Source organism: Aeromonas sp. AE23HZ002T15 (genome assembly GCF_054165525.2).
In genome coordinates, this window is sequence record NZ_CM201342.1 from 4,276,378 (window position 1) to 4,300,322 (window position 23,945).

Annotated in this window: 21 protein-coding genes; 11 read left to right on the plus strand and 10 right to left on the minus strand. The window is 62.6% G+C overall.

Translation table 11 applies throughout. The features are described from left to right. Positions 1-12 precede the first annotated feature (12 nt). The 4 genes from ACT5M9_RS20035 to ACT5M9_RS20050 form a co-directional block, all read right to left on the minus strand. Complete coding sequence (locus ACT5M9_RS20035; protein WP_457979392.1) at positions 13-2,034, minus strand: prolyl oligopeptidase family serine peptidase; 2,022 nt, start codon at positions 2,032-2,034, stop codon at positions 13-15. After that, complete coding sequence (locus ACT5M9_RS20040) at positions 2,034-4,199, minus strand: TonB-dependent receptor, heme/hemoglobin family (protein WP_457979390.1); 2,166 nt, start codon at positions 4,197-4,199, stop codon at positions 2,034-2,036. Before ACT5M9_RS20040 ends, ACT5M9_RS20035 begins: the two co-directional genes overlap by 1 nt. A gap of 285 nt (positions 4,200-4,484) precedes the next feature. Continuing rightward, a complete protein-coding gene (locus ACT5M9_RS20045; RefSeq protein WP_457979388.1) occupies positions 4,485-6,332 on the minus strand; it encodes a DUF3413 domain-containing protein in 1,848 nt (615 codons plus the stop codon). A gap of 44 nt (positions 6,333-6,376) precedes the next feature. Further along, positions 6,377-6,604 carry a YejL family protein gene (locus ACT5M9_RS20050; RefSeq protein WP_043761594.1) on the minus strand — a complete coding sequence of 76 codons (228 nt, stop codon included), beginning with the start codon at positions 6,602-6,604 and terminating at the stop codon, positions 6,377-6,379. Between the two features lie 73 nt (positions 6,605-6,677). Here ACT5M9_RS20050 and yejK point away from each other — a divergent pair, with 73 nt between their 5' ends. The 6 genes from yejK (at position 6,678) to ACT5M9_RS20080 (ending at position 14,146) form a co-directional block, all read left to right on the plus strand. Further along, the gene (gene yejK / locus ACT5M9_RS20055) at positions 6,678-7,733 is read left to right on the plus strand and encodes a nucleoid-associated protein YejK (protein WP_457979387.1); all 1,056 of its coding nucleotides are present in this window, start codon (positions 6,678-6,680) and stop codon (positions 7,731-7,733) included. Positions 7,734-8,127: 394 nt separating this feature from the next. After that, positions 8,128-9,309: a maltose/maltodextrin ABC transporter substrate-binding protein MalE gene (gene malE, locus ACT5M9_RS20060; RefSeq protein WP_438549742.1), complete on the plus strand. Its 1,182-nt coding sequence runs from the start codon at positions 8,128-8,130 to the stop codon at positions 9,307-9,309. Between the two features lie 75 nt (positions 9,310-9,384). Beyond that, complete coding sequence (gene malF, locus ACT5M9_RS20065) at positions 9,385-11,037, plus strand: maltose ABC transporter permease MalF (protein WP_438549741.1); 1,653 nt, start codon at positions 9,385-9,387, stop codon at positions 11,035-11,037. Positions 11,038-11,049: 12 nt separating this feature from the next. Further along, positions 11,050-11,940 (plus strand): maltose ABC transporter permease MalG, encoded by an 891-nt coding sequence (malG, locus tag ACT5M9_RS20070; protein ID WP_438549740.1) that lies wholly within the window; start codon positions 11,050-11,052, stop codon positions 11,938-11,940. Positions 11,941-12,002: 62 nt separating this feature from the next. Then, a complete protein-coding gene (locus ACT5M9_RS20075; RefSeq protein WP_457979385.1) occupies positions 12,003-13,139 on the plus strand; it encodes an ABC transporter ATP-binding protein in 1,137 nt (378 codons plus the stop codon). 206 nt (positions 13,140-13,345) lie between these two features. Beyond that, positions 13,346-14,146, plus strand: coding sequence for an alpha/beta fold hydrolase (locus tag ACT5M9_RS20080; protein ID WP_457979383.1), 801 nt, complete (start codon positions 13,346-13,348; stop codon positions 14,144-14,146). A gap of 82 nt (positions 14,147-14,228) precedes the next feature. Here ACT5M9_RS20080 and ACT5M9_RS20085 read toward each other — a convergent pair whose 3' ends face one another. The 3 genes from ACT5M9_RS20085 to ACT5M9_RS20095 form a co-directional block, all read right to left on the minus strand. Continuing rightward, positions 14,229-15,038: a MipA/OmpV family protein gene (locus ACT5M9_RS20085; protein ID WP_457979382.1), complete on the minus strand. Its 810-nt coding sequence runs from the start codon at positions 15,036-15,038 to the stop codon at positions 14,229-14,231. Positions 15,039-15,293: 255 nt separating this feature from the next. Next, the gene (locus tag ACT5M9_RS20090) at positions 15,294-16,364 is read right to left on the minus strand and encodes an AI-2E family transporter (RefSeq protein WP_438549736.1); all 1,071 of its coding nucleotides are present in this window, start codon (positions 16,362-16,364) and stop codon (positions 15,294-15,296) included. 69 nt (positions 16,365-16,433) lie between these two features. Further along, entirely contained in the window at positions 16,434-16,676 is a 243-nt protein-coding gene (locus ACT5M9_RS20095) for a sulfurtransferase TusA family protein (protein WP_457979380.1), read from the minus strand. Positions 16,677-16,804: 128 nt separating this feature from the next. Here ACT5M9_RS20095 and bepA point away from each other — a divergent pair, with 128 nt between their 5' ends. Continuing rightward, the gene (gene bepA, locus ACT5M9_RS20100) at positions 16,805-18,259 is read left to right on the plus strand and encodes a beta-barrel assembly-enhancing protease (RefSeq protein ID WP_438549734.1); all 1,455 of its coding nucleotides are present in this window, start codon (positions 16,805-16,807) and stop codon (positions 18,257-18,259) included. An 82-nt stretch (positions 18,260-18,341) separates the two neighbouring features. Here bepA and ACT5M9_RS20105 read toward each other — a convergent pair whose 3' ends face one another. After that, positions 18,342-18,791 carry a TlpA disulfide reductase family protein gene (locus ACT5M9_RS20105; RefSeq protein WP_438549733.1) on the minus strand — a complete coding sequence of 150 codons (450 nt, stop codon included), beginning with the start codon at positions 18,789-18,791 and terminating at the stop codon, positions 18,342-18,344. 84 nt (positions 18,792-18,875) lie between these two features. Between ACT5M9_RS20105 and arsC the strand changes: the two genes are divergently transcribed. The 3 genes from arsC to bsh all read left to right on the plus strand — a co-directional run bounded on the left by arsC (position 18,876) and on the right by bsh (position 20,890). Further along, positions 18,876-19,226, plus strand: a complete 351-nt coding sequence (arsC, locus tag ACT5M9_RS20110) for an arsenate reductase (glutaredoxin) (protein ID WP_457979378.1) — start codon at positions 18,876-18,878, stop codon at positions 19,224-19,226. Continuing rightward, complete coding sequence (locus ACT5M9_RS20115) at positions 19,223-19,603, plus strand: DUF2069 domain-containing protein (protein WP_457979376.1); 381 nt, start codon at positions 19,223-19,225, stop codon at positions 19,601-19,603. The genes arsC and ACT5M9_RS20115 overlap by 4 nt, the downstream gene beginning before the upstream one ends. A 225-nt stretch (positions 19,604-19,828) precedes the next feature. After that, entirely contained in the window at positions 19,829-20,890 is a 1,062-nt protein-coding gene (gene bsh / locus ACT5M9_RS20120) for a bile salt hydrolase (RefSeq protein WP_457979374.1), read from the plus strand. Positions 20,891-20,927: 37 nt separating this feature from the next. Here the strand turns inward: bsh and ACT5M9_RS20125 are convergent, their stop codons facing one another. Continuing rightward, positions 20,928-21,533 (minus strand): acyl carrier protein phosphodiesterase, encoded by a 606-nt coding sequence (locus tag ACT5M9_RS20125; RefSeq protein ID WP_457979373.1) that lies wholly within the window; start codon positions 21,531-21,533, stop codon positions 20,928-20,930. A gap of 159 nt (positions 21,534-21,692) precedes the next feature. Between ACT5M9_RS20125 and iadA the strand changes: the two genes are divergently transcribed. Further along, entirely contained in the window at positions 21,693-22,823 is a 1,131-nt protein-coding gene (gene iadA, locus ACT5M9_RS20130; protein ID WP_457979371.1) for a beta-aspartyl-peptidase, read from the plus strand. A 102-nt stretch (positions 22,824-22,925) separates the two neighbouring features. Here the strand turns inward: iadA and ACT5M9_RS20135 are convergent, their stop codons facing one another. Next, positions 22,926-23,828, minus strand: a complete 903-nt coding sequence (locus ACT5M9_RS20135) for a LysO family transporter (RefSeq protein ID WP_457979369.1) — start codon at positions 23,826-23,828, stop codon at positions 22,926-22,928. Positions 23,829-23,945 lie beyond the last annotated feature (117 nt).

Below are 23,945 nucleotides of genomic sequence, written 5' to 3' on the forward strand. Positions count from 1 at the left end.
TGAGTGCAGGCATCAGTGCTGGACTCCGGCGAGGGAGAGCAGGAAGGCATACTCCCGGGCTGCCCGCTGGGTGGCGGTGTTGGGGTTGGCAAGGTGTCCCCCCTCGAGTTCGGTGCTGAGCAGGTAGGGACCCGTGCCCGTGCTGTGGGCTCGCAGGCGGGCCAGCCACTTGAGGGGCTCCCAGTAGGGAACCTGGCTGTCGTGCAGCCCTGCCGTCACATAAAGCGGCGGGTAGGGGGCGGCATGCAGGTTGTCATAGGGGCTGAGTCGACGCATGGCAGCGTAATCTGCTGCCACGGCGGGATTGCCCCACTCCGCATACTCCTGCCGGGTGAGGGGGAGCTCGGGGTCGTTCATGGTGCCCAGCAGGTCGACGAAGGGCACCTGCAGCACGGCGCCGGCGAAGCGGCTCGGTGCCTGGTTGAGGGCGGCGGCCACCAGCAGGCCGCCGGCGCTGCCCCCCATGGCGAACAGCCTGTCAGGATCGATGGCGGGATCCCGGGACAGGCTCTGTGCCACAGCCAAGAAGTCATCCACGCTGTGCTGCTTCTGCTGACCGCGACCATCCCGGTACCACAGATCCCCGAGCAGGCCGCCGCCGCGCACATGGGCGATGGCGTAGACGAAGCCGCGATCCAGCAGGCTCAGCACCTGGGGCTGATAGTAGGGGCGCATGGGAGTGCCGTAGGCGCCATAGCCGTAGAGCAGCAGCGCCTTGGGTGCGCCGATGTCTTTGCGCCACACCAGGGAGACCGGCACCTTGACCCCGTCCTTGCCCTGCACCCAGCGCCGCTCGCTCTGGTAGGGGGATTCCTCGGCCGGTTTGCCCTCGGCCTGCCATTGGCCCGAGTCCAGGTTCAGCCAGCGCTGGTGCGGGGCCTCGGCCATGCCCTGGCGGCGAATGAGCACCTTATTGCTGGCCGGATCCTGGCTGCCCTGGATCCAGGCCGTGCCGGCTCCCTCTGTCAGCGGCAGGCTGTGAGTCAGCTTGCCGTCGGCGCCGAGCACGTCGAGCCAGTCGTCCCCCTCCTTGCGGTATTGCAGCACGGTATGGTGTTCGAACAGGCGCCACTTCTCGAGGCTGCGATCCTGTCCGGACCAGAGCGGCTGCCAGGGTTGACTGGCTACCTCGGCCAGGTTGCTCGCCTGATAGAGGCCGAGATCCCCGTCCAGATTGCTCTTGATCAGCACGCGATCCCCCTGGGTATCCAGGTAGTACTCGAGCCCGGCCTGGCGCGCCTTGACGAGGGTCGCCAAGCCGTCATCCAGCAGATATTGCTCCGAGCTGTCGTGGTTGTTGCTCTGCAGGATCAGGTGGCGCTTGTCCGTGGTGCGATAGAGGCTGAGCAACCAGGCGGGGTCCCGCTCCTGGTGTACCAGGGTCTCCTTGTCGTCCTGCCAGGCCCATAGCTGCCAGGGGCGCAGGGTGTGGCGCTCGTTGGCGACCGTGTAGAGGCGCTTGCCGTCCAGGCTCCAGAGCAGGTCGCTGGCTCTGTGGGGCAGGGTGGCCAGGGTCTCGCCGCTCGCCAGATCCAGCAGGCTGATGCGGTAGTCCCTGTCGCCACGGCTGTCTTCGGCCAGGGCCAGCCAGCGCCCGTTCGGGTGCAGAGACCAGGCGGCGAGCTCGTAGTAGCCGCCCGCCGGTTGGCGCGGCGCCAACCGTTGGCGGGGCTCAGCCTGCTCATCGTTTCGCTGCCACAGGCTGCCGTCTGCGCCCATGCGCCACTGGCTGCCGGCCTGGCTCAGCCACTCCACGGGCATGGGTTCGCCCCGCTCCCTGGCCTGCCATTCGGCTTGCAAGGCTTTCTCGAGGGGCTGCTGGTCGGCGAGTTGCTGCTCGGTCCAGCGGTTCTGCTCGCGCAGCAGGGTCAGCAACTCGGGGGAGCTGCGGCTGTCGTCGCGCCAGCCGCCGTAGGGATCGACCCTGGCTATCTCGCCCTTCATCAGGGTGGGACGCTCGGGGATCCGCGGCGCCTCTCCTGCGGCCAGCGCCGGGGTGGCCAGCAGGCTGGCCAGTATCAATAGGCTGCGCATCAGAGCCCCACGAAGGTGTAGCGCAGGCTGGCGCTCAGGGAGCGGCCTGTCTGGGTGAAGAGCCCTGCATCGGTACCGGCTTCCAGCCCGGCCACATCCTGATAGCGGGTGTAGCGGGTGTCGAACAGGTTATCGAGTTTGAGGTTGATCTTGAGGGCATCGGTGACCAGCCAGTCGGCGGTCACCGCCATGCTGAACCAGCCGGCGCTCTTCAAGCAGTCACCCTGGCTGCCGGTCAGGCTGTTGCTGCAGGTGGGCACCCGGTCCATGGCGGCGGCATAGTCCGCCTGCAGCCCCAGGCTCCAGTCGTTGGCCTGATAGGTCAGGCGGGTGTTGCCCTCCAGCGGGGTCAGGGTGCGCAGGGACTCGCCCTGGCTGTCTTGCCCGTCGACCCAGCCGAGCTTGGTGGCGAGTTCCCACTCCGGGGTCAGCCAGTAGCTGGCGGCCACTTCGGCGCCCCAGGTTTCGGCCTTGGCCACGTTGCGGTACTGGCGCAGGTAGACACCGTCTCGCAGGCGCAGGCCCACTTCACGCCAGTCGATGAAGTTGTAGTAGCGGTTGTAGAACAGGGCCGGTTTGATGCTCCAGTTCTCCCCCTCACCACTCAGACCCCACTCGAAGCTGTGACTGGTCTCTTCCTCCAGTTCGGTATTGGCGATGATCTCGAACGGCGGCAGGGCGAAGTAGTGGGGGATGTTGCCGTACACCTTGTCATAGGAGGGGGCGCGGAAGCCGTTGGCGTAGCTCAGCCAGCTGCGCCACTCCTCGGTGAAGCGGTAGCTGGCGGCCAGGCTCGGGGAGAGGTGCCAGCTGTGGTTTTCGCCGTTGCTGCCATCGAGCGGCTTGAGCCACTGGTGATCCATGCGCAGGGTGGGGGTGAATTGCCACTGGCCCAGGGTCGCCACGTCGCTCAGCCAGATCCCGGCCCGGTCGGTGCGGGCACGGCTGAAGGGGGCGGATTGCTGGGGCTGGGGCACGCCGGCCTCCAGGCTCAGTTTTTCCACCGGCCGTTCGTGGGTGGTGCGCTCCAGTTCCAGGCCATAGCTCAGCTTGTGGGCGATGTCGCCGGTGACGAGATCCCGGCGCACATCCAGCTCGGTGCCGACCCTGTCCTCGGTGAAGGTGGCGAGCTCCCGCTCGCTGCGATAACGGGGATAGCCGCTCAGCAGATCGTTTTGCAGCAGGCTGCGCTTGTTGGCGGTGTTCTTGGCGTGGTTGCCATAGGCACTCCAGGTGAAGCCGTCGGCCAGTTGTGTGCCGAGATCGCTCCCCTCCCAACTCAGCTTGCCCCCTTGCGTCTTCTGGCTCGCGTCTTCCCGGTACTGGCGTACCTGCCACTTGCCGTCGGGCTGGGGTACCTCGAGGGGGCCCTGATCCCGCTTTGCATTGTCCTCGAAGTAGTCGAGCTCGAGGCGCAGCAGGTGATGGTCGTTCAGCTGGAAGCGGGAGCTGGTGGAGGCGCTGAGGCCATCCAGATCCGCCGGGATGCGGCTCTCGTCATAGTTGGCGGTCTCGTGCCCCTGCCAGCCGGAGACTCGCAGCAGGTGCTCGGTATCCATCACCCTGGCGGCGCCGGTGGCGCTCAGTTTCTGCTTGTCGCTGCTGCCATCCTGCAGCACCTTGCTGCTCAGGTAGGCATCCTGACCCTGCAGGTAATCTTCCGGTTGCTTGGTGCTGATGACTATGGTGCCGCCGATGGCGTCCGAGCCGTGGAGGGAGGAGCCGGCGCCCTTGGCGACTTCGATCTGCTTGACGTCGTCCAGATCGAAGCTAAAGCGGCCCACCTTGTCGTTGAGATCGTCGGCACCGAAGCCGTCGCTGACCCGGACTCCGTCCTTGATGATCAGCACCCGGTTGCCACCCATGCCGCGGATGATGATGTTCTGGGGTCGGCCGGCGGAGCCGGTGACCGAGACGCCTGGCTCATTCTTGAATACGTCGGTGAGCTCGGTGGCGACCTGGCGATCCAGATCCTCCTCGGTGATGACGGTGATGGAGCCGGACACGTCGGATAACTTCTGCTCTATCCGCTGGCCTTTGACTACTATGGTCTCGCGCGCCTTGAGTTCCGGATTGATGTCGGTTGAGTCGATCCGCGCCGGATCGCTGGCGGCCAAGGCTGTACCGGACAACAGCATGGGCCAGTAGTGCAGTAGTGTTTTCATTGTTGATAATGATTTTTATTTAAGCCTGAAGGGCGCGGATTATTGCAGATGAATCTTTTCTCATCAAGAATTGATAATCATTATCATTTTGTTTTTATGATCTTGATCAGACTGATATTTTTGACTGATGAATCATTAGTGGATGACATACGTTTGCAGTGAAATTTATCAATAGAGGGCTGAATGAGGCCGACTGAGCGGGTGCAGGGGGAAGGTCTTGGATGGGTCTTGCAGGCAACAAAAAGCCCGCCGAAATGGCGGGCTTTTTAGGCTTCACAGTGCCTGTTAGTGGCTCCGATAGAAGCGATTGAGCTCGTTCATCACCTGGATCATGGCGCCCATGTCCGGGGTGCCGTGCTTGATGGGTTTGTAGCTCGCACGATCCCGCAACTCGAAATCCCCCTGCTTGTTGAAGTGGGTGATGGTGTTGTCCTGGTAGATGGCGAAGTCGTTCTGATCCCCCGCCAGCAGCCAGTTGCGCGGGCTGGTATCGAACAGGCTACGGCCTATGCTGTAGTCCCGCGGCGGGTTGCGCACCCCCAGCATGCCCTTCATCAGGGTGGGCACCAGATCCAGGTGGCTGCTGGCCTGCTCCTCGGGCTTGCTCTCGACCCCCGGCCAGGCGAGCACGAAGGGCACCTGTACCTGATAGGAGGAGTAGTTGCTGCCATAGCCCCAGCTGTTGCTCTGGGTCTCGTTGAACTCCTGACCGTGGTTGGAGGTGACCACGACTATGGTCTTCTCGCTCAAGCCCTGCTGCTGCAACCGCTCCAGCATCTGCTCGAGCAGCTGATCCGTATAGAAGACGGTGTTCTTGTAGCGGTTCTCCAGCTTCTGCAGGTTTTCCGGTTTATAGGCGGTGGCCGGATTGAAGCGGGTCAGCTCCGGCTGGAAGGGACCCTTCACGTCGGCGGGCACCTGATAATCCCCCGGGCTCGACAGATAGACCAGGGAGAACCAGGGACGATCGGCCGAGCGCTTGCCGAGCCACTGCTGCCAGTCGGCGATCAGGCGGGTGTCGTCGGTCTGCTCGGACACAAACACCTGCTTGCGCAGGCCGGCCAGCAGGCTCTGGCGATACTTCTGGGCATCTTCGAGGGAGCCGAACAGACCGAACTGATAGTCCTGGCGCAGCATCTCGTCGAACAGCACGGGGGGACGCTTGTCGGCACTGATGTCATCGTAATAGTGGCCGGGCAGCCCGTAGAAGAGGCCGAACATGCCCATCACGTCGTCGTTGCCGCCGCTCATGTGCTGGCGGAAGTTGAGGTGGTTGTCTGCGTAGCGCTGCAGGTTGGGCATGTTGATGTTGTTGAGCATGTCCGCCCGCAGGGAGTCCACCACCACCACCAGCAGGTTCATGTGTTCGGCAGGGGCGTTCACGTTGAGGGGGCGCAGGGGATAGAGCAGCCTGTGCTCGGCGCTGCCCTGGTTCTCGGCCTTCTTCTCGTACTGCTCCAGATCCAGCCAGCCGTGCTTGGCCAGGAAGCTGCGCGCCGTCATGGGGTAGGAGAGGGGGAAGTTGGCCCGTTGCATGGTAATGGGCTGATACAGGGTCGCATCGGCCCAGCTGTTGACCAGATGGGTCAGGATGAAGCAGACCAGCAGGGCCAGCCCCACTTGATTGCCGTACTGGCGGCGTTTGCGCTTGTTGATCTTGCGCCACACATAGGCCGACAGCAGCAGTTCAAGCAGGAAGATGGTGGGCACCGCCACGAAGATGATGCTCCAGATCGAGCCCTCCTCGGTTTGGGCCTGATCCAGCAGCAACTGCCATACCTGACCATTCAGGTGGAACTTGAACAGCTGGAATACCTGGGTGTCGATGAGCAGCAGCACCAGCGCCAGGGTGGCGATGACCGCCGAGGTGAAGCGCAGCACCCGCTCCTTGGGCAGCACGAAACTCAGGGGGAATATGGTCAGCAGGTAGGTGACGAAGCTCAGGAACGAGAAATGGCCTATCCAGCTGATGATGAGATAGGTGACGCCGAGCGTGGTCGATGGCCAGCTGATGGAACCCAGGTAGCGGGTCGCGATCAGCATGGCCAGGATGATGTTGAAGAAGGAGAACCAATGCCCCCAGGTGATCAGGCGAGAGACATTATCACGATAGGGGTTGCCGGTTTCGACCATAGTGATCCATCAGGGTTGAGAAACGTCAAAGAATGCGAAGAAACTCAGTGAGCATCGTGACGATGATCCACCGAGGCGGTGAGCGCCTGGACGAACTTCTCGGTGATCGCCTGACGCTGGGCCGGGGCCATACCGTTGATGATATTGGTGGTCAGGTTGCCAAGCACCATCAGACTGAGATCCACCGGCGCCTTGTGCTTCTCCAGGGCGGTGATCAGGTCGTTCATCAGGGCGTCAAACTGCTCGTTATTGTACTTTGATACGATGGGCATAATCTTCAGTTCATCTCGGTTCAAAGCGCCTTATAATACTTCACCCTTTCGGCTAACACTATGGCTTTGTGACATGAGTCTCGATATCGACAAGATCATCCTTCACTCCCTGCGCCAGGGCGGCGATGGTCAACCCCACGCCGACACCCGCAGCCAGACCCTGCCCGCAGACGAGGCGGTGCAAGGGCTGATGGCTGAACTGCATCGCATCTACAACGGCAAGGGTGGCAAGGGCTTTGGCTTCTTCGCAGATCCGGAAGCGGCCGTCGCCGAGCTGGCGGAAGGGGAGGAGGCCCCCAAGCAGCCTTCTCCCGCGTTTCGCATCGCCCTCGAACAGCTGCTCGGCGAGCAGACCGAATTCGTCCCCTTCTCGGTGACCATGACCCAGCTGCTGGTGAAGCACCTGATGGAGCATGCCCTGGGGGAGCAAGGGGTGTTGCTGTTCGCGAAATACAACTACGTGGGGGTCGATTATCTGATGATTGCCCTGCTGGAGGGCAAGGAGAGCGTCACCGTCAGCGAGGCGCTGGAACTGCGTCACATCCAGTATCTGGACATCGGCAAGCTCAACCTGGTGGCCCGCATCGACCTGACCGAGTGGAAGACCCAGCCTGATTCCCGCCGTTATATCACCTTCAGCAAGGGGCGGGTCGGCCGCAAGCTGGGGGACTTCTTCATGGATTATCTGGGTGCCCGTGAAGGCATGGATGCCAAGGTGCAGAACAAGGGGTTGCTGCAGGCGGTGGATGATTATTGTGACAGCCGCCAGCTCGAACCCGCCGAGCGCAATGAATACAAGAAGCAGGTCTTCAAATATTGCACCGAGCAGGCGAGCGCCGGTGAGGAGATAGAGATAAAAGAGCTCTCGGCCGAGCTCTGTGCGAAAGACGAGGGGGATCTCGACTTCTATAGCTTCATCGGCCAGGAATACGAGCTGGAGGATCGCTTCCCGGCGGACAGATCCACCCTGCGAGGTCTGACGAAATTCGTCGGCTCGGGCGGCGGCCTTACTTTGAGTTTCGAGCAGAAGCTGTTGAACAGCCGCGTGTTTTACGATCCCCAGACTGACACCCTGACCATCCGTGGCGTGCCGCCCAACCTCAAGGATCAGCTGCTGCGCCAGTCATAATGTGATCCAGGCTTCATTTCTGGCAAAAAGACACCAGGGCTCGCCCTGGTGTCTTTTTATTTAAGGGGTTGGCGCACATCGAAATCGACTCGGTATTTTGTTAACACATTGAACAAAATAAAGGATGTGAAAGGGTTTTCAGGGGGGTGAAACCCCTTTCATTGATGTAATTTCATTACTGATTGGTAATTATATTTCTTGGTGAAGTCAAAAATAAGGGAATAAACCCCCGGTATTCGCCGAAATAAGAAAATGTTTTCAGAACTTTCTGGAAGAAAATACGTAATTGCATTTCAAAAATGCGAGGCGTGTCATGTGAGGCATGAACGGCTTGGGATAATATTCACTTGCACACAATGCTCTTACAGCGCGGAACTCATACAAGGAAAGGCTCATGAAAAAGAAATTGCTGTCATCCCTGATCGGTCTGGCTACCCTTGGCGTGGCTTGCTCTGCCACCGCCGCCATTGATGAAGGTCAACTGACCATCTGGATCAACGGTGACAAGGGCTACAACGGCCTGGCCGAAGTCGGCAAGAAATTCGAAGCCGAGACCGGCATCAAGGTGACCGTGGCTCACCCGGATCAGGTTGAAGTGAAATTCCAGCAAGCCGCTGCCACTGGCAACGGTCCTGACATCTTCTTCTGGGCTCACGACCGTTACGGTGAGTGGGTCAAGGCCGGTCTGCTGGTTCCCGTGACCCCGAATGCCGCCGAGAAGGCCAAGTTCGAGCAGTTCGCCTGGGATGCCATGACCGTCGATGGCAAGACTTACGGCTATCCGGTCGCGGTTGAAGCCGTCAGCCTGATTTACAACAAGGATCTGTTGCCGAACCCGCCGAAGACCTTCGAAGAGATCGCCAAGATCGACGAAGATCTGAAGAAAAATGGCAAGCGCGCCATCATGTGGGCCTATGACACCCCCTACTTCAGCTATCCCCTGGTGGCTGCCAACGGGGGTTACGCCTTCAAGAAAACCGCTACCGGTTATGACGTGAAAGACACCGGCGTGAACAACGCGGGCGCCAAGGCGGGCGTGGGCTACATCTCCGAGATGATCAAGTCCGGTCACCTGGAGAAGGGCATCGACTACGGTGTCATGGATGCCAAGTTCAACAAGGGCGAAGTGGCCATGATGATCAACGGTCCCTGGGCCTGGAGCAACCTGGACAAGAGCGGCATCAAGTACGGCGTAGCCCCGCTGCCGACCCTGAACGGCAAGCCGGCCAAGGCCTTCGTCGGTGTGCTGGGCGCGACCATCAACGCCGCCAGCCCGAACAAGGATCTGGCCATCGAGTTCCTCGAGAACTACCTGCTGACCGATGCCGGTCTGGCGCCAGTGAACGCCGACAAGCCGCTGGGTGCCGTGGCACTGAAATCCTTCCAGAAGACCCTGGAAGCGGATGCCAACATCAAGGCCACCATGCAAAACGCCCAGAATGGCGAGCCGATGCCGTCCGTGCCTGAGATGAGCCGTTTCTGGTCCTCCTTCGAAACTGCCCTCAAGAACGTCACCTCCGGCCGTCAGAGCGTTGACGAAGCCCTGGATACTGCTGCCAAGCGTATCGTTCAGTAAGCATGCACTGCCCGGGAGGCCGCCTCGGCCTCCCACTCTCTCAACTCTCTCTTGGCGTAATAAAGGTTAATTGGCATGGAAGTAGTACCTTCTATTGAATCCTATGCCGGTCCGAAGGCTAAGCACTCCTGGCTCAAGTGGACCATCGCTGCCCTGGTCGCCATCCTCAACGGCTATGCCGCCGTGATGATGTATGCCAGCGGTGAGTGGGTGTTCGCGCTGCTGGATCTGGTGGTGGTTTCCGTCGGGCTGTATGTCTTCATGAACAAGAAGACCTATGCACACCGCTATATCTTCCCCGGTGTGGCTGGCATGGTGGTGTTTATCATCTTCCCTCTTGCCTATACGATCGGCATCGCCTTCACCAACTATTCGGGCACCAACCTGCTCTCCCTCGAGCAGGCACGCAATTTCCATCTGAAAAAGATCTACAAGGTGGCGGGGGGCGAGTTCGACTTCACCCTGCTGGGCGGGGAGAACAATCAGTACCAGCTGCTGTTGCAGCAGGACGATCAATCCTTCATCAGCCAGCCTCTTCACCTGCAGAACAACAAGGCGCACACCCTGGCCGTTCGCGAGGGCAGCGCATCGAGTGAACCTCAAGTCGTGCAGCTGCAACCCCTGAACGGGGAAGCCGTCGGCCAGGCGGCGCCCATTCGCGCCATCGTCGACCATCGCAGTCACCTGAATGCCCTGGATCTGGTGTTGCCGGACGGCAGCGTCCACCTGACCATGAGCAGCCTGCGCAAGTTCGCGGCCCAGAAGCCGCTCTACACCCAGCTGACGGACGGCGCCGTGCTCAAGTCCGGGGTCATGCTGAAAGACAGCAACCTGCTGCGTGACAACCAGAATGGGGAGCTGATGCTGCCCAACCCCGACACCGGCTTCTACCAGTACATAGACGCTGACGGTCATTTCGTCGGCAAGGGACTGGCTCCGGGCTTCGTGGTGAGCGTGGGCTGGAAGAACTTCGCCCGCATCGTGACCGACCCGGGTATCCAGGCTCCCTTCCTGCAGATCTTCGTCTGGACAGTGATCTTCTCTGCCTGCTCGGTCGCCTTCACCCTGGCCATCGGCATGGTGCTGGCCTGCCTGGTGCAGTGGGAGCAAGTCAGGGGCCGCGGCTTCTACCGGGTCATGCTGATCCTGCCCTATGCCATACCGGCGTTCATCTCCATCCTGGTGTTTAAGGGCTTGTTCAACCAGAACTTCGGTGAGATCAACATGTTCCTTGAGGCCGCCTTTGGCATCAAGCCGGACTGGTACACCAATCCCTTCCTGGCCAAGACGATGATCCTCATCGTCAACACCTGGCTCGGTTACCCCTACATGATGATCCTCTGCATGGGGCTGCTCAAGGCGATTCCGGAGGATCTCTACGAGGCGTCCGCCATGGACGGGGCGGGTCCGGTGCAGAACTTCTTCAAGATCACGGTACCGCTGTTGATGAAGCCGCTGACGCCGCTGCTGATCGCATCCTTTGCTTTCAACTTCAACAACTTCGTGCTTATCCAGCTGTTGACCAACGGGGCGCCGGACATCATAGGGGCGAGCACGCCGGCCGGGACTACCGACCTGCTGGTGAGCTACACCTACCGGATCGCGTTCCAGGGCTCGGGTGGTCAGGACTACGGTCTGGCCAGTGCCATCGCCACCGCCATCTTCCTGATCGTCGGCGCGCTCGCACTGCTCAACCTGAAATTGTCCAAAGCCGACAAGCAACTGTAAGGAGGCTTCAACATGGCAATAGTACAACCCAAATCAGTCAAATACCGGGTGTGGGCAACCCACCTGGTCATGTGGGGCTTCCTGGCGCTGATCATCTTCCCGCTGATCATGGTCATCGCCATCTCGTTCCGTAACGGCAACTTCGCGGTGGGGGAGATCATCCCTTCCAACCCGACTCTGGATCACTGGAAGCTGGCGCTCGGCATGTCCATCACCAACGCCGATGGCAGCATCACGCCGCCGCCGTTCCCGGTGCTGACCTGGTTGTGGAACTCCATCAAGGTGGCGGGCATCACGGCCCTGATGATAGTGACGCTCTCCACCACCTGTGCCTATGCGTTTGCCCGTCTGCGTTTTCGTGGCAAGTCCACCATTTTGCAGGGCATGCTGATCTTCCAGATGTTCCCGGCGGTGCTGGCCCTGGTGGCCATCTATGCGCTGTTCAACAAGATTGGGGACTACATCCCCTGGCTGGGTCTGAATACCCACGGCGGCCTGATCCTGGCCTACATGGGGGGCATAGCCCTGCATGTCTGGACCATCAAGGGCTACTTCGAGACCATCGACTCCTCCCTCGAGGAAGCGGCGGCCATCGACGGTGCCACCCCCTGGCAGGCATTCAGGCTGATCCTGCTGCCCCTGTCGGTGCCCATCCTGGCGGTGGTGTTCATCCTGGCCTTCATCGGTTCCATCACCGAGGTGCCCATGGCGTCCATCCTGCTGTCGGATGTGAACAATCTGACCCTGGCGGTCGGTGCCCAGCAATACCTCTATCCGCAGAACTATCTGTGGGGTGACTTCGCCGCAGCCGCCGTGCTGTCCGGCTTCCCCATCACCCTGGTCTTCCTGCTGGCACAGCGCTGGCTGGTGGGTGGTCTCACCGCCGGTGGCGTAAAAGGTTAATGACCGGGGGAGCCTCTCCCCCTGTCGTCACGATTTGCAAAGATTCAAGAGCGGAGCTCGACATGGCTGAAGTAGTACTCAACAAGGTTCGCAAGAACTACGATCCGGCGGTCCACAAGGACACCCTGCGCAACATCAACCTGGCCATCAAGGAAGGGGAGTTCATCGTCTTCGTCGGCCCGTCCGGCTGTGGCAAGTCCACCCTGCTGCGGATGATCGCGGGTCTGGAAGACATCACCAGCGGCGAGCTGACCATAGGCGGTCGCTACATGAACGACGTGCCGCCGGTGGAGCGCAACGTGGGCATGGTGTTCCAGTCCTACGCGCTTTACCCGCACATGAATATCTACGAGAACATGGCCTTCGGCCTCAAGCTCAAGAAGATGGACAAGGAGAACATCCACAAGCGGGTGATGCGCGCCGCCGAGATCCTCGGCCTCGAGCCTTTGCTGGACCGCAAACCCAAGGCCCTCTCCGGCGGTCAGCGCCAGCGGGTCGCCATCGGTCGATCCATCGTCCAGCAGCCCCAGGTATTCCTGTTCGACGAACCCCTGTCGAACCTGGATGCGGCCCTGCGGGTCAAGATGCGCATCGAGATCGCCAAGCTGCACAAGGAGCTCAACTCCACCATCATCTACGTCACCCACGATCAGGTGGAGGCCATGACCCTGGCCAACCGCATCGTGGTGCTGAGCCCCCTCAAGGGCGAGGCCGAGAGCAACCTGGAGCAGTTCGGCACCCCGCTCGAGCTCTACCACAACCCGGACAACAAGTTCGTGGCGGGCTTCATCGGCTCTCCCAAGATGAACTTCCTCGGCGGCGAGCTGACCCAGATCGGCGAGCAGGAGGCCGTGGTCAAGCTGACCACGGGTGACAGCGTGCGGGTGCGGGTCGATGCGCGCCGCGGCGCGGTCGGCGACAAGGTGGAGCTGGGCATTCGTCCCGAGCACCTGGTGCCGCTGGATCACCCCCATGCCGACAGCAAGGTGAGCGGTGTGGTGCAGGTGGCCGAACACCTGGGGGCCGAATCCTTCGTCTACATGGACGTGGATGGCCACGACTTCACCGTCAAGGCGAGCTCCGACATCGACGTGGCCACCGGCCAGCAGTACAGCGTCGGCATCCCGGCCGAAGCCTGCTACCTGTTCGATGCCAAGGAGCAGGCCTTCCCGCGCACGGCCAAATATATCCGCGCCTGATGGCGCAGCGGTTTTCCGTTATTCAATGCCTTTTTGCCGGTCGAAAGACCGGCTTTTTATTGCCCGGGATCCGGCCTGGGGGCCATCTGGTGAGACGGGGCGCCGGTCTGGCGGCAGGGTCCCCACAGCGCGCTTGCCACGGGAGAGGCCAGGGGTGGTGCCCTCGTGCTACACTGCCGCCCCCTTTGCCGGCAACAGGAGAAAACATGAAGCAAATGATGGAGATAGCGGGTCGCCAACTGGCCTATCTGGACGAGGGGCAGGGCCCCGTCCTGTTGTTTGGTCACAGCTATCTGTGGGACAGCGCCATGTGGGCGCCGCAGATCGAGGCCCTCAGGGGGCAGTACCGCTGCATAGTGCCTGAGCTCTGGGGTCACGGGGATTCAGATCCCGTGCCGGATGGCCCCTGCACCCTGGCCACCCTGGCCCGGGATCACCTGGCCCTGCTCGATGCCCTCGGCGTCGAGGAGTTCGTGCTCATCGGCCTCTCCATCGGCGGCATGTGGGGCATGGAGCTGGCCAGACTGGCGCCGACCCGTCTCAAGGTGTTGGTGTTGATGGACACCTTCGTTGGCTGGGAGCCCCAGATCACCTGCGAGCGATACCTCGCCATGCTGGCCGCCATCGAGCAGATCGGCAGCCTGCCGGCCCCCATCATCGATCAGGTGGCGCCCCTGTTCTTCGCCCATCAGCCGGATGCGGCGCTGATGGAGGGCTTCAAGGGGCGGCTTGCCAGCTGGCCGGCGGCCAAGGTGGCCAGCCTGGTGGCGGTGGGGCGTAGCTTCGTGACCCGGGAGGATCGCATGGAGTGGCTCGAAGAGATCACAGTGCCGAGCCTGGTGATGACAGGCTGCGAGGACAAGGCGCGCCCCGTGCTGGAAGGCTATCTGATGGCCGAGACCCTCGGCTGTCCCTTCAAGGAGATCCCGGCGGCGGGCCATATCTCGACCCTGGAGAACCCGGCATTCGTCAACCAGGCGCTGGCGGCGTTTCTCGCGACGCTCTGAGGCGTGTCAGCCACCATCTGATTGAGAAGAAGGGAGCCTCGGGCTCCCTTCTTGTTTGAGATGGATTGCGACGAACAACCGCTTACCAGATATAGCCGACCCCGAAGCCGGCGTAGAGTTCGCCCTGGTGCTGGACTATGGGGCTGTTCTCCACATCGTTGTCATAGAGCTCGTAGTTGGCGGCAAACATGCCGATCCAGTGGGGGCTGAAGCGGTAGCTGGTGATGAGGGCCGCCATGGGGGAGAAGGTGGTGCCCGTGTCCCACTCGGGGCGCTGGGCGGTGGCCTCGCTGCCGGAGACGCCGCCGAAGTAGTAGTTCGCCATCTTGTCGCTGCGGATCATCACCCCCATGCCGGGCATGATGAGCAGCTTGTCCCGAATGATGGGGAAGTCGGCCCACAGCAGCAGCTCCTGGCCGTTGCTGCGTCCGGTCACGTCCGTGCTGAGGCGGGTGCTGAGCAGGGCGTAAGGGGTGATGAGGCTGGCGCCGACGCCCCCCTCCAGCTCCCATTTTCGCTCCTCCATGCCGGCCAATTCAGGGGCATCGTCGGGATCCAGGTTGCCAAAGCGCATCCTGCCATAGGCGTAGGCGGCGAAGCTGTCATCCTTGTGGAAGTAGTAGCGAGCCCTGTCCCCGAGGAACATGAACTGCTCGCCGAAGTAGACGAAACCCGGCACGGCCAGGGCTGTGTCATCCTGGCCCTGGTAGCGGGCGTTGCCGGCGATGACGGCGCCCCCCAGCACCAGCCCCTTGGGCACCGGGCTGGTGGGGCTGTCCTGAGCGAATACATCGAGGGAGCCGAGATCGATCTCGGCCCAGGCGGGGGCCGCGAGCAGCAAGGTGATCAGACCGGCAAGGGAAGCGTGACGCAGGGCGAGAACTGGGGGCATGGCGGGATCCTTCATGGTCTGGTCGGCCTGGGAGATATCATGGGCCGGGAACGCCATCAGTGAAGCTTGTTTTTATTTTAAATTCAAGCCGATAGCCTAAGGTTGCCAGCTTCTGTTCAGAAAATCGTGGCAGGGTGTTCAATGGGAACTGTCTCAGGGGGGATGACGTCTGTATGGGGCCATTCTTCAGGTAATACCGGCCAGAAACAGCGAGAGAGGCCTGGGCCTCTCTCGCTCTCTGATCATGCCCCGGGATCAAGGGGCGGGGCGGGGCAGCTCCTCGCGCTTGGGCCAGGCATTGATCACCGCCTTGACCAGGGTGGCGAGGGGAATGGCGAAGAAGATCCCCCAGAAGCCCCAGAGGCCGCCAAACACCAGCACGGCGATGATGATGGCCACAGGGTGCAGGTTGACCGCCTCGGAGAAGAGCAGGGGTACCAGCAGGTTGCCATCCAACCCCTGGATGACCAGATAGGCCACCATCAGCCAGGCGAAGTCCGGGGTCAGCCCCCACTGGAACAGGGCCACCATGGCCACGGGCACGGTCACCGCCACCGCCCCTATGTAGGGGATGAGCACGGAGAAGCCCACCGCCACCGCCAGCAGCACGGAGTAACGCAGTCCCATCAGGGCGAAGGGCACATAGGTGGCGATGCCGACGATGAGGATCTCGATCACCTTGCCGCGGATGTAGTTGATGATCTGGTCGTTCATCTCCACCCAGACCCGGTTCACCAGGGTGCGGTTGCGCGGCAGGAAGCGGCGCAGCCCCCCCATCAGCACCTGCTTGTCCTTGAGCATGAAGAACACCATCAGGGGCACCAGGATGGCGTAGACCAGGATGGCGACCACGTTGACCAGGGAGCTCAGGGAAGCGCTCACCAACTGCTCGCCCCCCGCCAGGATGCGCTGGCGGATGTTGTCGATGATGGTCTCGACCAGGCTGACGTCGATGATCTCCGGGTACTTCTCCGGCAGGGCGCGCACATAGTCCTGGGCGTGGTTGAGCATGGAGGGCGCTTCCTTGGCCAGGTTGATGCCCTGACTCACCAGTGTCGGAATGAGCCCGAGGAAGGCCATGACGGTGAGTGCGATGAACAGCAGCACCACCAGGCTGGTGGCCAGGGTGCGGGAGAGCCCGGCCCGTTGCAGCCGGCTCACCGGCCACTCCAGCAGGTAGGCCATCACCAGTGCGACAAGCAGTGGCGCCAGGATATCGCCAAACAGCCAGAGCACGGCGAAGCAGAACACCAGCAGCAGGAACAGGGTGACCGCATCGGGATCGGAGAAGCGGGTCTGGTACCAGCGCTTCAGGACTTCTAACATCGGAGCTTCCTTACATTACTGGGTCATGCATCGTGCATGAACCCGACGGCGGAGTGCAAAGAGAGGGCGTCATGGGGATGGGGCGCCGACCACGAGTCGCAGCCGAAGACAGGTCTCTGTCTCCTGCAACGGTTGTACCCTATGGCCCTGCCGGTGCAGCCAGGCGGGGATGTCCTGCCGGGAGCCGGGGTCGGCCAGCAGGATCAGCAGGGTCTGGCCGCTTTGAGCCTCACGCAGCCAGAGCTTGAGCCGGATGAGGGGTTCCGGGCAACGCCAGGGGGTCAGGTCGAGCTGTTCCCAATGCTGTTCCATCTCAGGGAGGGCTCCATCACTCATGATGGACGTCATTATGGCCGCGATGGCGGGATGAAACAACGCTTGTGGGCCTTGATGGGCAAGGGTATTCTGCCCGAGCACTTTCTGATGGAGATAGAGATAAAGTGGCCCGCTTTTCCCCCTTGATGGCATCCTTCCCCCTGCTGGTCTCCCTGATGAGCGCGACCTTCCACGCCCAAGCGAATAACCAGCTGCCCGATATCGGCACCGCCGGGGTTGCGGCCCTGCCCATCGAGCAGGAAGTGCGCTACGGCAATGCCTTCATGCGATTCGCCCGGGCGGGCTTGCCTATCATCGACGATCCCGTGCTCAGCGAATACATCGACGATCTGGGTCAGCGACTGCTCACCAACGCCGACGGGGTGCGCTTCCCCTTTACCTTCTTCCTCATCAACGATCCCAGCATCAACGCGGCCGCCTTCCTGGGGGGCCGGGTCAAGGTGCACACCGGCCTCTTCCTCTACGCCGACAGCGAGAGCGAACTGGCCTCGGTGCTGGCCCACGAAATCACCCACGTGACCCAGCGTCACATCGCCCGTTACATGGAGTCCCAGGCCAGCAGCTCCGCCATGACCCTGGCCGGCCTGGTGGGCTCCATCGCGCTCGCGGTGATCAACCCCACCGCCGGTATCGCCGCCCTGCAGACCACCCTCGGCCTGTCCATGCAGTCGGCCATCAACTACACCCGGGACAACGAATACGAGGCGGACCGGATCGGGATGAAGACGCTCTATGACGCCGGCTTCGATCCCATGGGCATGGCGACCTTCTTCCAGAAGCTGGCGGCGGAGTACCGCTACGCCAGCAAGCCGCCGGAGATGCTGCTCACTCACCCCCTGCCGGAGACCCGGATCAGCGAGGCCCGCGCCCGTGCCAGCAGCTATGGCCGCCGCACCCTGCCTCCCAGCCTCGACTTCTGGCTGGCCAAGGTGCGCATCCAGGTGCGCTACGGCACGGAGACGCCCCAGGGGCTGCTGAGCTACTTCGACAACCGGCTGCAGAAGGGGGACTACCCTCTCAAAGACGCGGCCCTCTACGGCAAGGCCCTGGCCCTGCTGCAGCTCAAGCGCACCGACGAGGCGGACAAGCTGATGCAGGAGCTGGCGGCGCGCCATCCGGAAGACTTGTTCATGCTCGACGCCATGACCGACATCGATCTCGCCAAGGGGCGCAACGCCCAGGCCATCGCCCGGCTGGAGCGCTTCCGCACCCGGATGCCGGACAACGAGGTGGTGGTGGTCAACCTCGGCAACGCCTATCTGGAGGGGGGAAATTACCAGAAATCCATCGCCATCCTGGACCCCTATGCCCGCGAGCACGAGGAGAACAGCCTGGCCTGGAGCCTGTTGTCGGACGCCTATCGCAAGTCGGGCCGGATGACGGATCTGCACATGGCGCGGGCGGAGACCCTCTCCCTGCGCGGTGACTATCAGGCGGCCATCGACGAGCTGGTGGTGGCCCGCGGTACCACCACAGACAAGCTGACCCTGGCCCGCATCGAGGCGCGCATCACCCAGCTGGAGCGGGCGAAGAAGGATCTGGACAGCCTGAAGGGGTGATCCCTCAAGCCCTCGGCCGCCGTCAATGCAACGGGGTGCACCAGCGATGGTGCACCCCGTTTTGCTGCGGCTTTCGTGCCCCTCAGCGCAGCGCCGCGGCCCGCTCCTTGAGGTCGGCGAGTTTTTGGGCATCCAGTTCCCCGACCAGGGTCTCCAGCAGCTCGCCCTCGGCGCTGAGCAGATAGCTGGTGGGCAGCATGCTGGGGCGGGGGAAGGGGAGGCGAGACTCATCCTCCGGGATCAGCAGGGGCACGGCTATCCCGTGCTGGCGGGCGAGCTCGCTCAGCTCGGGGGGGGTTACGGGATCGTAGTTGATGGCGATCACCCCAATCCGCCCCTCCCGGTGCAGCGCCGCCAGCAGCGGCATCTCCCGCAGGCAGGGTGGGCACCAGGGGGCGAAGTAGTTCACCAGCAGCGGCTTGCCGGCAAAGTCGCTCAGGCTGACCGACTGGCCCGCCCCATCGGTAAAGCTGGGGGCCGGCGAACAGGCCGTCAGCAGGCCGGCCACAAACAGCCAACAAATTCGTTTCATTTCCCGCCTTGCCCTTACCCTCATCCTGCGTTTCCCCTACAATAGCGCCGTTTCTTGTCCCATCTGTCATATCAGGGAGTTACCATGAGCGAGACCCAAATTTACCACAATCCGCGCTGCTCAAAGAGCCGTGAAACCCTGGCCCTGCTGGAACAGAACGGGATCGCCCCTGATGTGGTGCTCTATCTGGAACAGGCGCCGAGCGAGGCGCAGATCCGCACCCTGCTGACCCAGCTCGGTTTCAGCGATCCGCGCCAGCTGATGCGTACCAAGGAGGATCTCTACAAGGAGCTGGGACTGGCCGAGCAAGAAGGCGATGCCCTGATCGCCGCCATGCACCAGCACCCCAAGCTGATCGAGCGCCCCATCGTCATCAGGAACGGCCAGGCCCGCATCGGTCGCCCCCCCGAGCAGGTGCTGGAGATCCTCAAGTGAGCACCCGCTTCGCCCGTCTGCTGACCCTGGTCGGCTTCTTCGGCCTGCTGGCCTGGGTAATCTTGTGGCATCTGTGGCTCTCCCCCCACCCGGATCTCAATCCCTGGCTGCTGCCGGTGATCTGGACAGTGCCCCTGCTGTTCCCCTTAAAGGGCATAGTGCAGGGCAACCCCTACACCCACGCCTGGGGCAACTTCGTGCTGATGCCCTATTTCCTGCACGCCCTGACGCTCATCACCACGGACGAGGGAGAGCGATGGCTGGCGGTGGTGGAGCTGGTGCTTACCAGCCTCGCCTTCATCGGCACCATCTACTATGCCCGCCTGCGCGGTCGTGAGCTCGGCCTTAGCATCCGCAAGAAGAAAGAGCAGAGCTGAGCTCTACACATCATCAAACCGGACTTCGCGTCCGGTTTTTTGATGGCGGCATCCGTCAGCAATTGACCCAGAGGCTCTCTCCTGGAAACTCCCTAAAGAGGTAGAGTGATAAAATAAGTGTCGGCCGGAGCTTGGCTATCCTTTGTGCGAGCCGGCTCCCGATCGTCATCCGCGAGATGACCTGATGAGTCTGTTGCCTCTGGGCGCCAGATCTGCGAGACCCTTATGAAGATCACACTTGCTCCTCTCTTTCGACAATGCCTGTTGACCCTGGCGCTGGCCTGCTCGGTCAGCGGGGCGGCACAGGCGTGCACCCGCGCCCTTTATCAGGGGGAGGATGGCCTCATAGTCACGGGGCGGACCATGGACTGGCGTACCGCCATGCCCACCAACCTGTGGGCGCTGCCACGGGGCATCAGCCGGGATGGGGCCGCAGGCCCCAAATCGTTGCAGTGGAAGGCTCGTTACGGCTCTGTGGTGGCGGCGGGGTTCGATGCCGGCACGGCCGATGGCATGAACGAGAAGGGGTTGGTGGCGAACCTGCTCTACCTGACCGAGTCGCAGTATGTGACCCCCACCGATGGGGACAAGCGCAAGACCCTCTCCATCTCCCTCTGGGCCCAGTACGTGCTGGACAACTTCGCCACCGTGGAGGAGGCGGTGACGGCGCTGTCGAAGGATGAATTTTACGTGATGACCGGCATGACGCCGGATGGCCGGCCGGCCCAGTTGCACCTCTCCCTCTCGGATGCGAGCGGCGACTCGGCCATCTTCCAGTATGTGAACGGCAAGCTGCAGATCCATCACGATCCCGGCTACCAGGTGATGACCAACTCCCCCACCTTCGACAAGCAGCTGGCGCTCAACGACTACTGGGAGGAGATAGGGGGGCTGACCATGCTGCCAGGCACCAACCGCTCGGCGGATCGCTTCGCCCGCGCCTCCTTCTACATCAAGACCCTGCCCAAGACCAACCAGATGGAGCAGGCGGTGGCCGGGGTGATGAGCGTGATGCGCAACGTCTCCGTGCCCATGGGGATCAGCACCCCGGATCAGCCGAACATCTCCACCACCCTGTGGCGCAGCGTGGCGGATCAGCAGCATCGCCGCTACTTCTTCGAGCTGACCAACCTGCCCAACACCTTCTGGGTGAGCATGGACAAGCTGGATCTCAAGGACGGGGCTCAGGTGAGGAAGCTGGCTCTGACCGAGGGCCAGCTCTATGCGGGGGAGACCGCCGACAAGTTTGTGGCGAGCAAGCCGTTCGTCTTCCAGCCGGCGATCTGAGCCGTGACCGGAGAGAAAACGCCCCGCGGGGCGTTTTTTATGGGCGATCGCCCCGTCGATAGGCCGCCAGCTGCCGCTCGCTGAACGTCATCAGCTCGGGATAGAAGCGCAGAAAGCCCTGCTCACCGGCCTGCCACTGTTCGGTATCCAGGGTGAGGAGCGCCTCGCCGAGGGGAAGGGGGCGGCGCAACCGGCGGCCTATGCCGTCGAGGGCCTGGGCCAGCCCCTCCTTGTGGTGATAGGAGGCGATCCAGTCCTGCTGCGCCATCCGCTTGAGGGGCAGGGGCAACCCTTCCGGCAAGGAGGCGTCATCGGCCAGCAAGCGGCCATAGCTCTGGCGCAGGAAATCGGGCTGGGGGAGGCTGGCGTAGCGGGACCAGTGCAGACAGAGCCAGTGGTCATAGAGCATGTCCACCAGGATGCCGCCGAAGCGGCGCCAGGGCGGCTCGAAGCGGGCGACCGCGGCCCTGTGCGCCGGGTGGGCATCGGTGAAGGCATCTATCTTGCGATGCAGCCAGATCCCCTCGTCCAGCTCGGGCCCGAGACCGCTCGGGAGCGAGCCCTTGACGAAGTCCCCCAGCAGGTTGCCGGTGAGGGAGCTCTGGGTGTGGGCGGCCAGGTGCAGGTGGGCCAGAAAATTCATGGGAGTGGGTATCGACCAGCGAAGGTTGCTGGTGAGCCTAGCGGATCCGCGCAGCTTTGCCTATGGGCAAACGACTCAAGTCCTTCCCCTGGCGCGACAAAGGTGGGTTAATGGAGTCCCTCGCCGGCTTCCTGGCAATGTTTCTCAAGGAGTGATCCCATGTTGACCCTGATCGAAGGTGCCGAGATCTACAGCCCCCACTCTCTCGGCCAGCAGGATCTGCTGGTGGCCGATGGCCGCATCGCCTGGATAGGCAAGGGGTTGGATCTGCCCGCCAACTGGCCGCTCAGCCGGGTGGATGGCCGTGGCCACTATCTGGTGCCCGGGTTGGTGGATCCCTTGGCCCATATCACCGGCGGTGGCGGAGAGGGGGGCTTTGGCTTTCGCACCCCCGAACTTGCCGCCGAAGAGGCCTTGAAATCGGGTGTCACCACCTTGGTGGCGGCACTGGGCACCGACAGCCTGACCCGCAGCCCGGCCCAGGTGCTCGGCAAGGTGCGGGAATTTCGCGCCGCCGGGGTGAGCGCCTTCATGTACACAGGCTCCTACCATCTGCCGGTCAAGACGCTCACCGGCTCGGTGGAGTCCGACATCATGCTGATCCCCGAGGTGCTGGGGGTGGGGGAGGTCGCCATCAGCGATCACAGATCCAGCGCCCCCACCCACGACGAGCTGGCCCGGCTGGTGAGCGAGGCCCGGGTGGCGGGCCTGCTCGCGGGCAAGAGCGGGGTCAGCTTCTTCCACCTGGGGGATGGCCGCAGGGCGCTGGCCCCGCTGCGCGCCCTGCGCGATGAGACGGATATTCCCCTGCGCCAGCTCTATCCCACCCACTGCAACCGCAACCCCTGGCTGTTCGCCGAGGCCATCCATTGGGGCAAGGCGGGGGGCTGGGTCGATCTCACCACTTCCAGCTTCCCCGACCTGCTGGAGGATGGCGAGCGGTTGGCGGCGGATGCGCTGGTGGAATTGCTGGCCGCCGGCGTGCCGGCCGATCGGATCAGCTTCAGCTCGGATGCCAACGCCAGCCTGCCGCGCTTCGATGGCGAGGGGCGGTTGATCGAGATGCGCTGCGGCCAGATAGGGAGCCTGTGGCAGGAGCTGGTGCAGGCCTGTGCCAAGGGGGTGGCGCTGGAGGTCGCCCTCGGCGTCGTGACCGCCAACCCGGCCCGGGCGCTCGGCCTCGCTGGCAAGGGAAGCATAGGAGTGGGGCAGGATGCGGATCTGTTGCTGGTCGATCCAAAGACGCTCGCCATCACGCGGGTGATGAGCGCCGGTCAGTGGCGCACCTGAGGTTGGACGTCGCAGAGAAAGCGCCGGCAGCTCACAGGCCGCGATCGTTCAAAACGAAGAAGCCCGACCTCAGGTCGGGCTTCTTCGTGGGAGCCGCGGCGTTTAGATGGCCAGGAAACCCAGGATCAGGATGGGGCCGAGCAGGCTCAGAATGAAGCCGGAGACGATGGCCACCGGCACCACCTGGATGCCGCCGGACTTCTGGATCACCGGCAGGGTAAAGTCCAGGGCGGTGGCGCCGCCATAGCCGATGGCGGCCGAGGGGTGGCGGCGCATCAACACCGGGATGATGAGGATGGCGATGAGCTCGCGGCCGAGATCGTTGATGAAGGCGGCGGAACCCAGCACGGGCCCCAGCTTGTCCGCCACCAGGATGCCGGACAGCGAATACCAGCCGAAGCTGGAGGCGAGCGCCAGGGCATGGTTCCAGGGCATGGTCAGCAGCTGGGCCGCCAGCAGGCTGCCGAGCCAGCTGCTCAGGATCACGGTGGCGGCTATCTTCATACCCCAGGGGTTGAGCAGGATCTGGCGCAGCCGCATGCCGGAGTTGCGCATCTGGATGCCGATGAGCAACAGCAGCAGCATCAGCGCCCACTCGCTCAACTTGTCGATGGGCAGGATGCGCAGGTCCACCAGCAGGCCGAGCCCCACCCCGGCCAGCACCACGAAGCAGAGCTGCAATGACTCCCACAGCAGGTGCAACTTGCTCGGCATCTTGCCGTCGCGGGTCTCGTGGGTGGGGGGGCTGCGCCTGTCCAGCCACCAGAGCGCCAGCAGGTTGCAGGCGGTGATGGCGCCGAGCATGACGGCCGCCACCTTGAAGATCACCGCCAGGTTGGTGCCGAGGTTCTCCACATAGGCGAGCCCCAGCCCCATCAGGAACAGGATGAGGTAGACCATCTTGCCGAGGGACTGGTTGACCAGCTTGATGAGGCGGGCGGAGGAGAGGGGGACAAGATAGCCGATCACGAGCGGCAGCAGGATCAGCAACACATTCAGCAACATTGGGGCCTCGGTCACAAAACTGGGAAAAACGACACACTATCACTTCTTATTGCACAAGCGTCACAAATCCAGGGGTTTGAATGGCCCATGCGAGGCTTTTTTACCATATTGTTATGA

Coding starts and splice junctions, on each gene's coding strand:
- ACT5M9_RS20035 (WP_457979392.1), bottom strand. CDS start 2,034: ATGCGCAGCCTATTGATACTGGCCAGCCTGCTGGCCACCCCGGCGCTG.
- ACT5M9_RS20040 (WP_457979390.1), bottom strand. CDS start 4,199: ATGAAAACACTACTGCACTACTGGCCCATGCTGTTGTCCGGTACAGCC.
- ACT5M9_RS20045 (WP_457979388.1), bottom strand. CDS start 6,332: ATGGTCGAAACCGGCAACCCCTATCGTGATAATGTCTCTCGCCTGATC.
- ACT5M9_RS20050 (WP_043761594.1), bottom strand. CDS start 6,604: ATGCCCATCGTATCAAAGTACAATAACGAGCAGTTTGACGCCCTGATG.
- yejK (WP_457979387.1), top strand. CDS start 6,678: ATGAGTCTCGATATCGACAAGATCATCCTTCACTCCCTGCGCCAGGGC.
- malE (WP_438549742.1), top strand. CDS start 8,128: ATGAAAAAGAAATTGCTGTCATCCCTGATCGGTCTGGCTACCCTTGGC.
- malF (WP_438549741.1), top strand. CDS start 9,385: ATGGAAGTAGTACCTTCTATTGAATCCTATGCCGGTCCGAAGGCTAAG.
- malG (WP_438549740.1), top strand. CDS start 11,050: ATGGCAATAGTACAACCCAAATCAGTCAAATACCGGGTGTGGGCAACC.
- ACT5M9_RS20075 (WP_457979385.1), top strand. CDS start 12,003: ATGGCTGAAGTAGTACTCAACAAGGTTCGCAAGAACTACGATCCGGCG.
- ACT5M9_RS20080 (WP_457979383.1), top strand. CDS start 13,346: ATGAAGCAAATGATGGAGATAGCGGGTCGCCAACTGGCCTATCTGGAC.
- ACT5M9_RS20085 (WP_457979382.1), bottom strand. CDS start 15,038: ATGCCCCCAGTTCTCGCCCTGCGTCACGCTTCCCTTGCCGGTCTGATC.
- ACT5M9_RS20090 (WP_438549736.1), bottom strand. CDS start 16,364: ATGTTAGAAGTCCTGAAGCGCTGGTACCAGACCCGCTTCTCCGATCCC.
- ACT5M9_RS20095 (WP_457979380.1), bottom strand. CDS start 16,676: ATGGAACAGCATTGGGAACAGCTCGACCTGACCCCCTGGCGTTGCCCG.
- ACT5M9_RS20105 (WP_438549733.1), bottom strand. CDS start 18,791: ATGAAACGAATTTGTTGGCTGTTTGTGGCCGGCCTGCTGACGGCCTGT.
- arsC (WP_457979378.1), top strand. CDS start 18,876: ATGAGCGAGACCCAAATTTACCACAATCCGCGCTGCTCAAAGAGCCGT.
- bsh (WP_457979374.1), top strand. CDS start 19,829: ATGAAGATCACACTTGCTCCTCTCTTTCGACAATGCCTGTTGACCCTG.
- ACT5M9_RS20125 (WP_457979373.1), bottom strand. CDS start 21,533: ATGAATTTTCTGGCCCACCTGCACCTGGCCGCCCACACCCAGAGCTCC.
- iadA (WP_457979371.1), top strand. CDS start 21,693: ATGTTGACCCTGATCGAAGGTGCCGAGATCTACAGCCCCCACTCTCTC.
- ACT5M9_RS20135 (WP_457979369.1), bottom strand. CDS start 23,828: ATGTTGCTGAATGTGTTGCTGATCCTGCTGCCGCTCGTGATCGGCTAT.